The sequence below is a fragment of the Rhizobium sp. FG96 genome (assembly GCF_057808655.1).
In genome coordinates, this window is record NZ_JBMDIL010000009.1 from 26,534 (window position 1) to 40,669 (window position 14,136).

The window sequence follows — 14,136 nt, forward strand, 5'->3', positions numbered from 1 at the left end:
GGTCAGGCCCTCTCTGCTGCGTTCATGTCGATGCCGAGTTCGGCGGCAAGGGCTGTCTGCATTTCCAACCGCTCGTCCGCACTCTTGAACCGCACGTAATGCAGGCGCGGGAAGCGCTTCTTCAGGAAGTTCATGCCCTGATAGGGTGACGTGTTGGCGAGGATCACCAGCGGCTTCCCGGTTTCGGCACTGGCCGCCGCTTCCCGAAGCGCATTGAGGTCGTGGCCATCGACCGAACGGCATGTGACGCCGAAGGAGCCCACTCGCGTGGCGAGATCGCCGAGATCGAGCACGGAGGACATCGCACCGTCGCATTGCTGCCGGTTCACGTCGACGATCACCCGGATATTGTCGATCTGGTGATAAGACATGGCGGCGAGGCACTCCCAGGTCTGTCCCTCCTGGAATTCCCCGTCCGACATATAGACCCAGACCTTACCGGGTTCGCCCTTTTTCGACCGCGCCCAAGCGACACCCGAGGCCATGGAAAGCCCCTGTGCCAGCGAGCCGGTCGTTACTTCCATCCCGGGGCTATGTTCGGCGCCGATCATCTCCACCGACCCGCCGTCCTTGTTGAAATGGTCGAGCGCATGCTCGTCCATGCGGCCTGTCTCGATCAGGGCCGAGTAGATGACCAGCGCATAATGCGCGGGCGAAATGAAAAGCCGATCGAACTCGGGCGCGAACGGGCCGTGGTAGCCAGCACCGGTGAACGCGTCGGGATTATGCGCCGATGGTACGCCTGCGAATGGCAGTGGCACCTTGGGAAGCGTGGGCGCGCCGAGCGTCAGAAATTCGTTATAGAGCAGCGCAAGGCTTTCCGCGGCAGAGCAGGCCTGACTCAGATAGCCGCCATTGTTTGCCATCGTATGGAAGAATACCCGGCGCCGGATTCCGAGCGCGATGTCTTCCGTGGATTTGTGGTTGGATAGGGTCATCGTCTCAGTTCCGTTCGGGGAAAAGTTCTTTCAGACCTTCCGGCGAAGGCGTTGCGATGCCGCGCTCGGTTATCAGGCCGGTGATCAGACGAGCAGGCGTAACGTCGAAGGCCGGATTGGCGGCGGGGCTTCCTTCAGGTGAAATGCGCACGCTCGCGATCGAGCCGTCCGCCGCCTTTCCCTGAACGAAGCTGACTTCGTCGGCAGAGCGCTCCTCGATCGGGATTTCCTTGATGCCGTCATGCACCGTCCAATCGATCGTCGGCGACGGCAGGGCGACATAGAAGGGCACGCCGTTGTCGCGCGCCGCAAGCGCCTTGAGGTAGGTTCCGACCTTGTTGCAGACATCTCCGTTCGCCGTCGTGCGGTCGGTGCCGACGATGACCATGTCGACATCGCCGTGCTGCATCAGATGGCCGCCGGCATTGTCGACGATCAGCGTATGCGGCACGCCATGGCCATTCATTTCCCAGGCCGTGAGATAGGCGCCCTGGTTCCGCGGCCGGGTTTCGTCGACATAGACGTGAACCGGAATGCCTTCCTCAACGGCCATATAGATCGGCGCGGTCGCTGTACCGTAGTCGACGGTCGCAAGCCAGCCAGCATTACAGTGGGTGAGGACGCGCACCGGTTCGCCGGGCTTCTTGCCTGCTGCGATCTTCCGAATGATATCCAGGCCATTGGCGCCGATCGCGCGATTGAGCTGAACATCCTCTTCCGCAATTTCGGCAGCGCGCTTGTAGGCGGCCTCGGCCCGTTCGCTTTCCGGCAAGGGCCGCAGGTGATCGCGCATCGCATTCAGCGCCCAGCGCAGATTTATGGCGGTCGGGCGCGTTTCGTTGAGCTCTTCCCAGACAGCGTCGAGATGCTTGTCCGAGGGGTCAACCGCCATGGCGATCGCAACGCCGTAGGCGGCCGTCACGCCGATCAACGGCGCGCCGCGAACCCACATGTCGCGTATGGCGACCGCGACCTCGGCGACGGTCTTCAGCGTAACGACCCGAAACTCGTGCGGCAGCCAGCGCTGGTCGATGATATCGACGGCGCGGCCGTCGTCGTTGAGCCATATAGTGTGGTAATGGCGTTCTCCGACTTTCACGCGATAGTCTCCTTTTCTAGCCGCTCCACCGTCTCGCGAATGTCGCGGAGACTGTGGATACGTTGCCGGTTGACGGCGATGTGGCGCCCGAACGTCAGCGCCTTGCTTTCGCAATGCGCGCGGCGGTCGGGGTCGGCGATGGTTTCAAAATCTGCGTTGTGGGCAAGGCCGAGGATGCGGCGGTGGATTTCGATGCCGGCAAAGCCCAGCATCTCACCCCATATTTCGTTGATGACGAGGTTCAACGCCTGCTCGGAAGCGAGCGCATCGTTGCGACTCTCGAAGAGGCTCGCCTGATAGAGGATACCCTTGCGCTCGGTGCGCCACAGGTTCGAAAACTCGGCGCGGAATGTTTCCCAGAGCGTGTCGATCGTATCGAGCAGGTAAGCGCGCATACCGTCACGCGCGCCCGGCGCGGCCTCATGACCGGACTGTGAAAAATAGCTCATCCAGAAATTGGCGATCAGCATGCCGACATCGAAGCTGATCGGTCCGTAGAAAGCGAATTCCGGATCGATGACGCGTGTTTCGTCATCGGTCACCATGACGGAACCGGTATGCAGGTCGCCGTGGCAGAGCGTTTCCGCCTTGGCCGAGAAGATGTGCTTCAGGCGTTGCGCCTCCACCTTCAGGTCGCGGTCGGCGCGAAGCTCGGCAACAAGGGGATCGAGCTGTGGCGTCGTGTGACGATTGAGCGCCGCCTCGAAGTAAGGGTCCGAGAACACGAGGTTCTCCGTGATGTCGCAAAGCTCGACATTGTCACTGAACAGCGCGACGTCAGCCTTCTTGTCGCGCGTCGGCATATGGAGATCCGAGCCGCGGAAAAGCGTGCGGGCGACGAACAGCCCGAGATCGCGGCCGATCTTCGGCAGCTCGCGCCCATCGATCAGCGCGCGGCGCAGGATGACGTGGGGCGTCAGGAACTCCATGACGATGATGGCCTGCGCCTCGTCGAAGAGAAGGACTTCCGGCACCATGCCGGGATCACGCGCGCCCTGGCGTTTCAGCGCATGATATTCGAAGAACGAGCGCTTGAGCGGCAGCGGCCAGCTCTCGCCGACCAGGCGCACATAGGGCAACGCCTGCTTGACGATTACCGTGCCTCTCGCGCCGGTGACGATGAACACCAGGTTGAGGTTGCCGTCACCGACCTCATGGACCTGCCAACGGCCGCAATCGTCCCCGATTCTTTGCGTGATCGCAGCGTTGCCGCCGAGCCGTACCGGCAATGACTCTATACTCAACGCCTCAAAGACGTGGCTATCCATATGTTCTCCTCCTCAACATGGGGCCGCCTCCTCTGCCTGCCGCCATGTCCTCTTTGCCCACAGCTAAGGCATCATTCTGTCAAATGTCAACCGCCTTGACATTTGACGAGATGCTGTCCTAACTTGGGATCAATGGGAGGAGAAAATGGGCGAACAGGCATTGTTTCGCATTGAGGGCGTGCGCAAATCCTTCGGTCCGGTACCGGTCCTGCAGGGTGTGGACTTCGACCTCAAGGCAGGCGCGGTGACGGTATTGATGGGCGCCAACGGCGCCGGCAAATCCACGCTCGTCCGCATCCTTTCCGGGGTCTACATGCGAGACGCGGGCACGATCACGCTGGCTGCGACCGCTTTCGATCCGGCGACGCCGGCTGAAGCGATCCGCGCTGGCGTCGTCACCGTTCACCAGAACATCAATGACGGCGTCGTTGCCGATCTCGATGTGGCGACCAACCTCACGCTCGACCGGCTGAACGGACGCGGGGCGCGGCTGTTCTTCAATCCGCGCAGGGTGCGGCGCGAGGCTGCCGTGGTCGCGTCCCGCATGGGGCTCGCGATCGATCTGGGCGCCAATATCAACGACCTGACGCTTGCCGACCGGCAGATGGTGGCAATCGCGCGCGCCATGGCGCACGAGCCAAAAGTGCTGATCCTTGACGAGCCGACGTCGTCACTCTCCAGCGCTGAGGCGAACCGGCTGTTTGATCTCGTCGATCGCCTGAAGGCGCGCGGCGTCGCTATTCTCTACATCTCGCATCGCATGTCGGATATCCGCCGCCTAGCAGACAGCATCGTGACGCTGCGCGATGGCCGCATCACCGGCCGCTTCGAGGGGCCGGAGCTTGATTATGAAAGCGCGGTCAACGCCATGCTTGGCCGCAAGGTTTCCGCCGGCGCCGTCGCCGTGCGCGATGCCGGCGCGCCGGTGTTCAGCGCTCGCGGCCTCAAGCTTTCCGACCAGACGCGGCCGTTCGACTTCGATCTGGGTGATGGCGAGATCGTTGCGGTCACCGGCCTTGTCGGCGTCGGCAAGACGGCGCTCGCCGAAACGCTGTTTGGCGAGCGTGCGCCGTCAGCCGGTGAAATGACGCTGGACGGGGTGCGCTATGCGCCGAAGACGACGGGACAGGCGATCGCCCGGGGCGTCTTCCTTGTCGCCAAGGACCGCGCGATGAGCGGCATCGTGCCGGATTTCAACATCTACGAAAATATCAGCCTGCCCTTCCTGCGCCGCCTCTCGTTCCTCGGCATCGCCAGCCGGCGGGCGGAAAGGGCGAAGGCACGCCAGCAGATTTCGTCGCTCGGTGTCGTCTGCCGCAGCGAACGTGACGAGATGCACACCCTGTCGGGCGGAAACCAGCAGAAGGTGATGGTCGGGCGCTGGCTCTCCGAGGCCTCCCGCCTGCTCATTCTCGACGAGCCTTTCCAGGGGGTCGATATCGCAGCTCGCCGCGATATCGGCGAGAAACTCAGGGCGTCGGCAGCCGGACGGGCCACCATTCTTTTTCTGACAGAACTCGACGAAGCCTTCGAAGTCGCCGACCGCATTTTCGTGATGTCGGAACAAACCATCGTCGGCGAGCATCGCAATGCCGACATCGATGTCGATCGGCTGCTCTCCGAGTTCGCCGGGCAATTCTATCAACAGGTCAGCGCATGATGATGAGTGAAGAGAGCAAATCCACCGGCGCCGTTGCTCCGCCAGCCCTGAACATCCGTGAGGCCGCAATCAAATACGGCTTCCTCGTGCTGCTCGCCGGCATGGTGCTCTATTTCTCGCTGGTCACCGGCGGTTTCGCCTCACCGCAAAGCGCGGTCTTCATTCTGCAATCCGTGTCGATCACGGGCATCCTGGCGCTGGGCGTTACCGCGACGCTTGTCGTCGGCGGCTTCGACCTCTCGATCGGCTCGGTCGCCACTACAGCAATGATGGCGTCGTCCTACGTGATGGTCGTCATGGGCGGCGATGCGGTGACCGCGACACTCGCGTGCCTCGCCGTCGGCGTTCTCGTCGGCCTGATCAATGGTATCATCATCGTCTACATGCGCGTTCCCGATCTTCTCGCGACGCTCGGCATGATGTTCCTGCTGCTCGGCCTCCAGCGAATCCCGACCGAGGGACGCTCGATCGCGACAGGCATGACGCTGCCGGACGGCTCGACGGCGACCGGCGCTTTCAGCCCCGGCTTCCTGGCGCTCGGCCGCCACCGTTTCGATCTGATCCTGCCCAATCTCGTGCCGGTCTCCGTGGTGGTGCTGATCGTACTCGCGATCGTGATCTGGTTCTTTCTTCAATACACGCGCTTCGGCCGCATGATGTACGCGGTCGGTTCCAACGAGCGCGCCGCAAGCCTCGCCGGTGCGCCGGTCAATGCCTACAAGATTTGGGCCTACATCATCTCCGGCGTCTTCGCTTCCATCGGCGGCATCCTGCTTGCAGCCCGCCTCGGCCGCGGCGACATCGCCTCGGGCAACAATCTGCTCCTGGACGCGGTCGCCGCAGCCCTGATCGGCTTTGCCGTGCTTGGCGCGGCCAAACCGAATGCCTTCGGCACTGCCGTCGGCGCGCTCTTCGTCGGCATCCTGCTGCAGGGCCTGACGATGATGAATGCCCCCTATTACACCCAGGACTTCGTCAAGGGCGCCGTCCTCGTCATCGCCCTGATTTTCACCTTTGCGCTCTCGAAAAGAGGCAAACGCTGAGGCGGGAGGCCTCAGCGGATAACCAAAGTTCACCAGTGGAGGAGACTGACATGAATTTTACACGCAGAACCCTGGGCAAGCTGACGCTCGGGCTGATGGCCGCGGCCTCGTTTGCCGCGCCGTCCTTTGCAGCTGACATGCCGAAGCCGTTCGACAAGCCGGGCGACGTGAAGATCGCGCTCGTGCGCTATCTCTCGACCGGCGACTTCTTCCAGTCCTATCTCGCCGGCGTCGAAGCGCAGGCCAAGGCGCTCGGCGTCCAGCTTCAGGTCTTCGACAGCCGCCAGGATGCTGCCCTCCAGGCCGATATGGTCGACCAGGCGATTGCACTCGGCGTGCAGGGCATCATCATTCAGCACGGCCTGACGGAATCCATGAAGGAAGCCGCCCAGCGTGCCGTCGACGCCGGCATCAAGGTCGTCGCCTTTGACGTCAACGTCGAGAACCCGAAGATCCCGCAGGTCGAACAGTCCGACCGTGACCTCGCCCGCCTCGCGCTTGAGCAGGCGATCAAGGATAACGGCGAGAGCTTCAAGGCGGGTTACGTCTATGTCGCCGGCATCGCGCCGCTCGACCGCCGCGACGAGACCTGGAAGGAATTCAAGGGCAAGTATTCGGGCATCAACGAAGCTGCCCAGTTCGGCACGATGGACAACCCGATTGCAAACTCGGTCGCCAATCAGGCACGCTCGGTAATTTCTGCCAATCCTGACATCACCGTGATGTTCGCCCCTTACGACGAATTCGCCAAGGGCGTGAAGATCGCCGTCGATGAAGCCGGCCTCTCTTCCAACGTGAAGATCTATTCGGCCGATATCTCAACCTCCGACATCGCCGCCATGCGCGAGCCGGGCTCCGCCTGGGCGGCGACAGCGGCGACCAACCCGGCCGTGGTCGGCCAGGTCTCGGTGCGCTCGCTCGCCATGCTGCTGGCCGGCGAAGATCCGGGCAAGCAGGTCATCGTCCCGCCGACGCTGATCACCCAGAAGGATCTCAACGACCAGGACATCAAGAACATGGAAGAGCTCGGCACTAAACTGCCCCAGTTCGCCCATGCCGATGTCGCCATGCCGGCCTGGATGCCGAAGCCCTGACTTTCTGAAGGGTAGAATGGAAAGGGGCGGCTCACTGAGCCGCCCCTTTTTCTTGCCCCGCAGAGAAAGCGGGGCCGCGGGTGATATGAAAGATCAGCGCATCGCCGCAGCGATATTACCGCCGTCGACAGTGGTCACATCGGCGGTCGTGCGCTCGGCGAGTGCCTGATGGACAAAAGCACGGGCGACGTCTTCTGCCGTCACTTCGAGGCCGAGCAGGTTGCCACCCATGTAGTCCTTGACGGAGACGCCGCGTGCTGCAGCCCGGTTGGCGATCATCTCATCGTTGAGCAGGCCGGAGCGGATACGATCGGCATTGACGGCGTTGACGCGGATGTTGTCGACGCCATGCTCCAGTGCATATTGCCGGGAGAGGAACAGCGTCGCTGCCTTCGGCAGCCCGTACGCGCCGAACTTGGCACCGGGGTTGACCGCCTGTTTGGAGGCATTGAACAACAGCACGCCGCCTGTTCCCTGCTCCTTCATGATCCGCACCGCATTCTGTGCCACGGTCTGGTGGGCGAAGAAGTTCAATTCGAAGCTCTTGCGCAGGACGGCGTCGTCCATCGTGGCAATCGGGCTTTCCCAGGCGGCACCGGCGTTGGAGACGACGATATCGACGCCGCCGAAGGTGGCGACGGCCTTGTCGAAGGCTGCCCGCACGGAACTGGAATCGGTGATATCGCAGGCGATGCCGATCGAATTATTGCCGGCGGCTTTGGCGACCGCCGCGGCCTTTTCGCCATCGAGATCAAGCGCCACGACATGGGCGCCCTCAGCCGCGAACGCCTTGACGACAGCCGCACCGATAGCCCCCGCCCCGCCGGTGACGATGGCGACCTGTCCCGTGAACGGCTTCGGCTTGGCGCCGGCAAGCTTGGCCTGCTCGAGCGACCAGTATTCGAGATCGAAGAGATCCGGGCGGCTTACCGGTTCGAAGCGTCCCACGGATTCGGCATCGCGCGCAGCCTCGATCCACATCTCGCCGACATCAACAGCGATCGTCGCGTCCTTGAAGGTCCGCCCATGACCGAACATGCCTAGGCCTGGCACCAGCGTCAGACGTGGCATCGGGTCGAGCATGATGCGCTTGACGTCGTCGCGTGCATCGTTGCTGCGGAAATATTCCGTATAGCCGGTGGCAAAAGCGGCGACGTGGGTGTCGATGACATCGCGATAGCTTGCGAGGTCGTCCCTGGCAGGCGCCGGCAGTACCATCGGGCCGGTCTTGATGCGGATCGAAAGATCGGGGGTCGAGACACCGCGCGCCGCCATATCGGATAGTTCAGCGGCGTTGACGAAAGCGAGAATGGCCGGCGATGTGCGGAAGACGCTCACCATGCGATCATAGCGCCCCTCGCCCTTGTCGACGGCAACGGCGCCGCGCAGCATGGGGGCGATGTCGTCAGGGCTTGCGAGAGAAGACGGCAGGGCGGCCGGCGTGAAGACATTGCGGCCGTTGTCCTTCACGTAATCCTCGCCGACCGTGACGTAATGGATCATCCGGTCATAGGCTTCCTTCGCGGTCTCGCCGAAGGTGAAGATGCCGTGCTTGTCGAGGATCAGGCCTTCGACCGTCGGGTCCCGCTCGAACACTTCGACGGCCGCCTTGGCGAGCGCGAAACCGGGCATGATATAGGGGACGAAGCCCATCTTCTTGCCGAAGAGCTCAGCGCTCATCTCCCGGCTCCTTGCCTGGTCGGCAATAGCGAGGATGGCAGTCGAATGGGTGTGGTCGACGAACTTGTGCGGCAGGAAGGCATGAAGCAGCGCTTCCACCGACGGGTTGGGCGCACCGGGATCGATGAGATTGGCGCGTAGCAGCGTCACCATGTCCTCGTCGCCGAGACTGGCGAGCTTGCGGCTCTTCAGCAGCGCGCCGATCTTGACGGCCGGCAGGCCAGCCGGCTCGATCGTACCCATGTCCCAGCCGCTGCCCTTGACGCAGAGCACGGCATGGGTGTCGCCGACGAGATCGGTCATTTCCGTTTTCACGGAGGTGTTTCCACCGCCATGCAGAACCAGCCGCGGCTCACCGCCGAGCAGACGTGTCGTATAGGTGCGCAGCGCCAGATCGCGGTTCACGCCCTTGGCCGCATAGTCTGCAACGACCTTTTCGGCGTCATCGTCGCGCCAGAGATTTTCCATTATGTCATCCTCCCGATAAACCGGCCCAGCCGGCATCGGCGGACCCGAACCTGTGGGCGTCAAGGCGTGCCCGAACCACCCTTGCCAAGCCCCTCGTGGCTCCAATGCTCCAGCACGCGACGCGCCATCGATGTCGTGACGATGAGGTGCGAGGCGAAGCCGCCCTTCAGGGCCGCGACCAGCGATTCAAACTTGTTGTCTTCCTGAACGACGAGCATGCGCTTCTTGATCGAGCGGATGGATGTCAGATCGGCGGACATGCAGCGCCGGTTATGGGAGCAATCCATCCAGCGGCCATCCCGATCGATGAGCTGCCCGGCAATGACCCCGGCCGCCCCCTTTGCGCCCATCTCATCCATCTCCCCAGCCGAAAGCGCGCCGCATTTGACGAGATGGCTGTCCTTCTCGATGCCACCCACCGAATAGAGCGCCAGATCGCAATCGGAAATCGTCGCGAGCTGCTCACGAATGACCGGCTCAGCGCGAAGCTCCTCAGCAAGCCGTTCCGAGGAAAGCACGAGCGGTGCATAGAGATTAATCCCTTCGGCATTGAGTCTGCGGGCGATTTCCGTCGTGCACTGGTCGGGCCGATAGGAATAGGGCGCACCGAGATTGCCGCAGAGCTGAACGACGGTCACGCCGCGCAGATCGGCAAAGGGCATGACGTCCGCGATATGATAGACGGTGCGGCCCCAGGCAACGCCGATGCGGTCACCCTTGTTGATCAGTTCGAGAAATACGGATGCCGCGACGACCGGCATCTCGGCCTCCGCATTCATGGCCTGCCGGTCCTCCGGCACGATCCAGACCGTATTCAGGCCGACCGCATCTTCAAGTTCCCGCGCAAGCACGTCGTCTGTAAAGAGTTCGGAGGAGGTGGTGATCGTGACGATCCCCATCTCGCGCGCTCGCCTCAGGTACGTAGCGATCGATGCGCGGGAGATTTCCAGGCGCTGGGCAACCTCGTCCTGACGCAGGCCATGCGTATAGTAGAGCCAAGCGGCCTTATGGATTATTGGATCGGTAGATCGAACTGGCATTTTTCATCTCAGGAAACGACATCTGACATTAGTCATCAGCGCTGACAAAAGTCAACGCTGGAGTGAAACCCTTGCGGTTGATGCAAGAGCGCCCTCTATCATCGCATTTTTATGGCGGAAATTCATGCAGCACCGATCGGCGTCGCGAGGCCGATCGGTCGGCCAATCATCAAGCCAACAGAATCAAATCGATATTCATCGCATAGGACGCCGCTGCATCGGCCATCAACAGACCGCCGGCGTCGGCGAGCAGTGGCAGAAGATCGACCGGCAGGTCATCGGCCTGCTTTCCGAGCGGCCAGATCCAGGGGCATGTGCCGGCGTCGACGAGGGCGCCTGCGGAGTGATAGCGGTGTTCGCGGTGGCCTGTCGTGCCGCTGAGAAAAATCCAGGGGCGGTGGAGGCGCGCTTTTGCGGCGGCGAGCGCGAAGCTCAGCGCGAGGCGGTTGTTGCATGGGCCTTTCTGGATGCGTCCGTTGACGATCGCCACGGCTCCGTCGATGGTGCCTGCACCTTCGGCAAGTTCGAGCAGTTTCGATGCCGAAAATGATGCGTCTTCAGCTATGGCCGAATGCGTTACCAGCACGGTCTGGAAATACTGGAAGGCGGCGCTGCGGACGGCGTCGAGGCAGGCGAGCTGCGCCATTCTGGGGTGGAAGTGGACGTTGCCCGATCCGGCAAGGCTCAATGCGTTGATGCCGGTGGCGAAGAGGTCCTTCGCCAGCGATCGCATTTCGATGATCAGGCGGGCCGAGTTTTGAGCGGTCGTCATGGCACTCCCCTTCCCGCATATTGATCATTCGGATGGCTGGATCAGGATCGCCCTGAAGTCGTTGACGTTGGTGCCGGTTGGTCCGGGGACGAAGAGATCGCCGAGCACATTGAAAGCGGACCAGCTGTCGTTGTCGGCCAGGAGATCGGCGGCATCCATCTGGCTGCGGAGAAGACGGTCGACGGTGGTTCCATCCGCGAAGGCACCCGCATTGTCTTCCGAGCCGTCGATGCCGTCGGTATCGGCGGCCAGCGCCGCGATGCCGTTCAATCCGGCAATGCCGCGAGCGACGGAGAGCAGGAATTCGCCGTTGCGCCCGCCCCTCCCCGTCCCCTTGATCGTCACCGTCGTCTCGCCGCCCGAGAACAGCACGACGGGTTTCGAAAACGGCCGGTCGCGGCGGGCGATTTCGGCGGCAATGGCCGCATGCATGCGGCCGATTTCGGAGGCCTCTCCCTCGATCGCATCGGAGAGGATCACCGCTTCGATACCGGCGTTGCAGGCAGCCTTTGCTGCCGCTTCCAGGGAAACGCAGGCGGACGCTACCAGATGCACTTCGCTTCCTGCGAAGCAGGCGCTGTCCGGCTCTGGCGCCGGGTCCTTGCCCTCGCGGATATGGCGCATCACCGCTTCGGGGAGATCGAGCCCGTAGCGATCGATCAGCCGCAAGGCATCGGCGGCGGTGCTCGTGTCCGGGATGGTCGGCCCCGAAGCGACGAGGGCGAGGTTGTCGCCGGGAATGTCGGAAACGACGAGAGAGACGACGCGGGCCGGATGGGCAAGTGCCGCCAGCCTGCCGCCCTTGATGCGCGAGACCTGCTTGCGGACGGCGTTCATCGCATCGATCGGTGCACCTGAGGCCAGCAGCGCCTTGTTGACGGCGATTTCGTCGGCGAGCGTCAGGTCGCCGGCAGGTGCCGGAAGCAGTGCGGAGCCGCCGCCGCAGATGAGGGCGACGACGAGATCGTCCCCGGTCAGGTCACTCACCGCCGCCATCAGCCTGGCGGAAGCGGCAAGGCCGTTCTCGTCCGGTACTGGATGGGCGGCTTCGAGGATTTCGATGCGTTCACAGTCCACGGCGTAGCCGTAGCGGGTGACGACGACGCCGGAGAGCGGGCCATCCCACAGCCGTTCGAAGGCGCGGGCCATCTGTGCCGCGCCCTTGCCGGCGCCGATGACCACAGTGCGGCCTTTCGGCTTGTCAGGCAGGCAACCGGCCAGCGCCTTGTCCGGATCGGCCGCTGCGACGGCGGCGTGGAAGAGGCCTTCCAGAAAAGCGCGGGGATCAGCGATCGGCGGCATGTGGGGCTCTCCTGATGTTGGGAGGGCTGGCCGGAATTGTCGTCCGGCCGGCCCCATTCTCATGCGACGGCGTGGTTGGCCATCCGCTCCAGCGCGGTGACCAGACCGGAATGGTCGAGGCCACTGTCGCCATTGGCGGCGCACTGGTTGAAGAGTTCCTGCGTCGCCGCGGTATTGGGCAGCGAGATGCCGAGCGTCTTGGCGCCCTGCAGCGCGAGGTTCAGGTCCTTCTGGTGCAGCGAGATGCGGAAACCCGGCTCGAAGGTGCGGTTGATCATCCGTTCGCCGTGGACCTCGAGGATGCGCGAGGAGGCAAAGCCGCCCATCAGCGCCGAGCGCACGCGGGCCGGATCGGCGCCGGCTTTCGAAGCGAAGACCAGGGCTTCGGAGACCGCCTCGATCGTCAGCGCGACGATGATCTGGTTGGCGACCTTGGTCACCTGGCCGTCGCCGCAATCGCCAACGAGCGTGATGTTCTTGCCCATCAGCTGCAGGAGCGGCAGCACGCGGTCGAAGCTTTCCTGGGAGCCACCGGCCATGATCGACAGCGATGCGTTTCGCGCGCCGACCTCGCCGCCCGAGACGGGCGCATCGATATATTCGGCGCCGGTCTCGCGCACCTTGCGGGCGAACTCCTTTGTTTCGATCGGCGAGATCGAGCTCATGTCGATGACGAGCTTGCCGGCCGAAAGGCCGTAGGAAACGCCGTTCTCGCCGAAAAGAACGTCCTTCACCTCAGGCGTATCGGGCAGCATCAGGATGATGGTGTCGACGCTTTCAGCGAGCGCCTTCGGCGTCTCGACGAATTGCAGGCCGTTGTCGAGCAGTTCCTGGCGCGGCGGGATGGCGAATTTCGAGGTGACGATGATGTGGCCGGCATTCTGCAGGTGGCGCGCCATGGGCGTACCCATGATGCCGAGGCCGATAAATCCGATTGTTGCCATGGTGTTAGCTCCTGATCTTGAGAATGTCTGCGCTGGCTGGCGCTCGCGAGGCTGCGGTGAACCAGCCGAGCCCGGCCTCGGTCGTCGTGCGCGGCTTGTATTCGCAGCCGATCCAGCCGCCATAGCCGAGGGCGTCGAGTTGTTCGAAAACGAAGGGATAGGCGATCTCGCCGGTGCCCGGCTCATGACGGCCGGGATTATCGGCCAACTGAATATGGGCGATCTTCGCCTGATGCTTGGTGAAGGTGCCGATCAGTTCTCCCTGGGTCCGCTGCTGATGATAGAGGTCGTACTGGATGAACAGGTTGTCGCTGCCGACTTCGGCGATCAACGACGCAGCCTGATCCGGCGTATTGAGATAGAAGCCTGGAATATCGAAGCGGTTGATCGGCTCGATGAGCAGCCGGATCCCGTGCTTGCCGAGTTCTGCGGCGGCGTATTTCAGGTTGGCGACGAAGGTCGTCCGCAGCACCTCGTGCGGCAGGCCGACGGGCGCGATGCCGGAGAGGCAATTGACCTGCGGGCAGCCGAGCGTCGTGGAATATTCGATGGCTTCGGCAACGCCGCGGCGGAACTCGTCGATCCTGTCAGGCAGAATGGCGATGCCACGCTCGCCGCCCGCCCAGTTGCCGGCCGGCAGATTGTGCAGCACCTGCGTCAGGCCGTGGAGATCGAGCGCAGCGCGCAGTGCGGCTTTGTCGAACTCGTAGGGGAACAGGTATTCGACGCCCTCGAAGCCGGCCTTGGCGGCCAGTGCGAAGCGCTCCATGAAGGGCACCTCGTTGAAGAGCATGGTCAGATTGGCGGCAAATTTCGGCATGGTATTCT

General features: G+C 63.0%; 12 protein-coding genes. 3 read left to right on the forward strand and 9 right to left on the reverse strand.

Translation table 11 applies throughout. The features are described 5' to 3' along the window. Nucleotides 1-2: 2 nt before the first annotated feature. Genes ACODR6_RS18670 through mtnK form a run of 3 tightly spaced genes read right to left on the reverse strand, consistent with a single transcriptional unit; the run spans nucleotide 3 to nucleotide 3,305 of the window. Nucleotides 3-938: a transketolase gene (locus ACODR6_RS18670; RefSeq protein WP_203430881.1), complete on the reverse strand. Its 936-nt coding sequence runs from the start codon at nucleotides 936-938 to the stop codon at nucleotides 3-5. Nucleotides 939-942: 4 nt separating this feature from the next. Beyond that, on the reverse strand, nucleotides 943-2,037 hold the full coding sequence (gene mtnA, locus ACODR6_RS18675; RefSeq protein WP_203430882.1) for an S-methyl-5-thioribose-1-phosphate isomerase: 1,095 nt from the start codon (nucleotides 2,035-2,037) through the stop codon (nucleotides 943-945). Next, on the reverse strand, nucleotides 2,034-3,305 hold the full coding sequence (gene mtnK / locus ACODR6_RS18680; protein WP_489023539.1) for an S-methyl-5-thioribose kinase: 1,272 nt from the start codon (nucleotides 3,303-3,305) through the stop codon (nucleotides 2,034-2,036). Before mtnK ends, mtnA begins: the two co-directional genes overlap by 4 nt. Before the next feature lie 145 nt (nucleotides 3,306-3,450). Here mtnK and ACODR6_RS18685 point away from each other — a divergent pair, with 145 nt between their 5' ends. Genes ACODR6_RS18685 through ACODR6_RS18695 form a run of 3 tightly spaced genes read left to right on the forward strand, consistent with a single transcriptional unit; the run spans nucleotide 3,451 to nucleotide 7,102 of the window. Further along, nucleotides 3,451-4,965, forward strand: coding sequence for a sugar ABC transporter ATP-binding protein (locus tag ACODR6_RS18685; RefSeq protein WP_203430884.1), 1,515 nt, complete (start codon nucleotides 3,451-3,453; stop codon nucleotides 4,963-4,965). Then, nucleotides 4,965-6,008: an ABC transporter permease gene (locus tag ACODR6_RS18690; RefSeq protein ID WP_203431150.1), complete on the forward strand. Its 1,044-nt coding sequence runs from the start codon at nucleotides 4,965-4,967 to the stop codon at nucleotides 6,006-6,008. The genes ACODR6_RS18685 and ACODR6_RS18690 overlap by 1 nt, the downstream gene beginning before the upstream one ends. Before the next feature lie 50 nt (nucleotides 6,009-6,058). After that, on the forward strand, nucleotides 6,059-7,102 hold the full coding sequence (locus ACODR6_RS18695; protein ID WP_112717802.1) for a substrate-binding domain-containing protein: 1,044 nt from the start codon (nucleotides 6,059-6,061) through the stop codon (nucleotides 7,100-7,102). 93 nt (nucleotides 7,103-7,195) lie between these two features. On the opposite strand, the gene ACODR6_RS18700 is transcribed toward ACODR6_RS18695, so the two are convergent. The 6 genes from ACODR6_RS18700 to hyi form a co-directional block, all read right to left on the reverse strand. Then, a complete protein-coding gene (locus tag ACODR6_RS18700; RefSeq protein WP_489023542.1) occupies nucleotides 7,196-9,250 on the reverse strand; it encodes a bifunctional aldolase/short-chain dehydrogenase in 2,055 nt (684 codons plus the stop codon). 59 nt (nucleotides 9,251-9,309) lie between these two features. Then, nucleotides 9,310-10,290: a sugar-binding transcriptional regulator gene (locus tag ACODR6_RS18705; RefSeq protein WP_489023544.1), complete on the reverse strand. Its 981-nt coding sequence runs from the start codon at nucleotides 10,288-10,290 to the stop codon at nucleotides 9,310-9,312. Between the two features lie 169 nt (nucleotides 10,291-10,459). Beyond that, a complete protein-coding gene (locus ACODR6_RS18710) occupies nucleotides 10,460-11,062 on the reverse strand; it encodes a hypothetical protein (RefSeq protein ID WP_130281111.1) in 603 nt (200 codons plus the stop codon). Nucleotides 11,063-11,086: 24 nt separating this feature from the next. Continuing rightward, entirely contained in the window at nucleotides 11,087-12,364 is a 1,278-nt protein-coding gene (locus tag ACODR6_RS18715) for a glycerate kinase type-2 family protein (RefSeq protein WP_489023546.1), read from the reverse strand. 59 nt (nucleotides 12,365-12,423) lie between these two features. Beyond that, nucleotides 12,424-13,308: a 2-hydroxy-3-oxopropionate reductase gene (locus ACODR6_RS18720; protein WP_130281107.1), complete on the reverse strand. Its 885-nt coding sequence runs from the start codon at nucleotides 13,306-13,308 to the stop codon at nucleotides 12,424-12,426. A gap of 4 nt (nucleotides 13,309-13,312) precedes the next feature. Next, nucleotides 13,313-14,128 (reverse strand): hydroxypyruvate isomerase, encoded by an 816-nt coding sequence (gene hyi, locus ACODR6_RS18725; protein ID WP_489023549.1) that lies wholly within the window; start codon nucleotides 14,126-14,128, stop codon nucleotides 13,313-13,315. Nucleotides 14,129-14,136 lie beyond the last annotated feature (8 nt).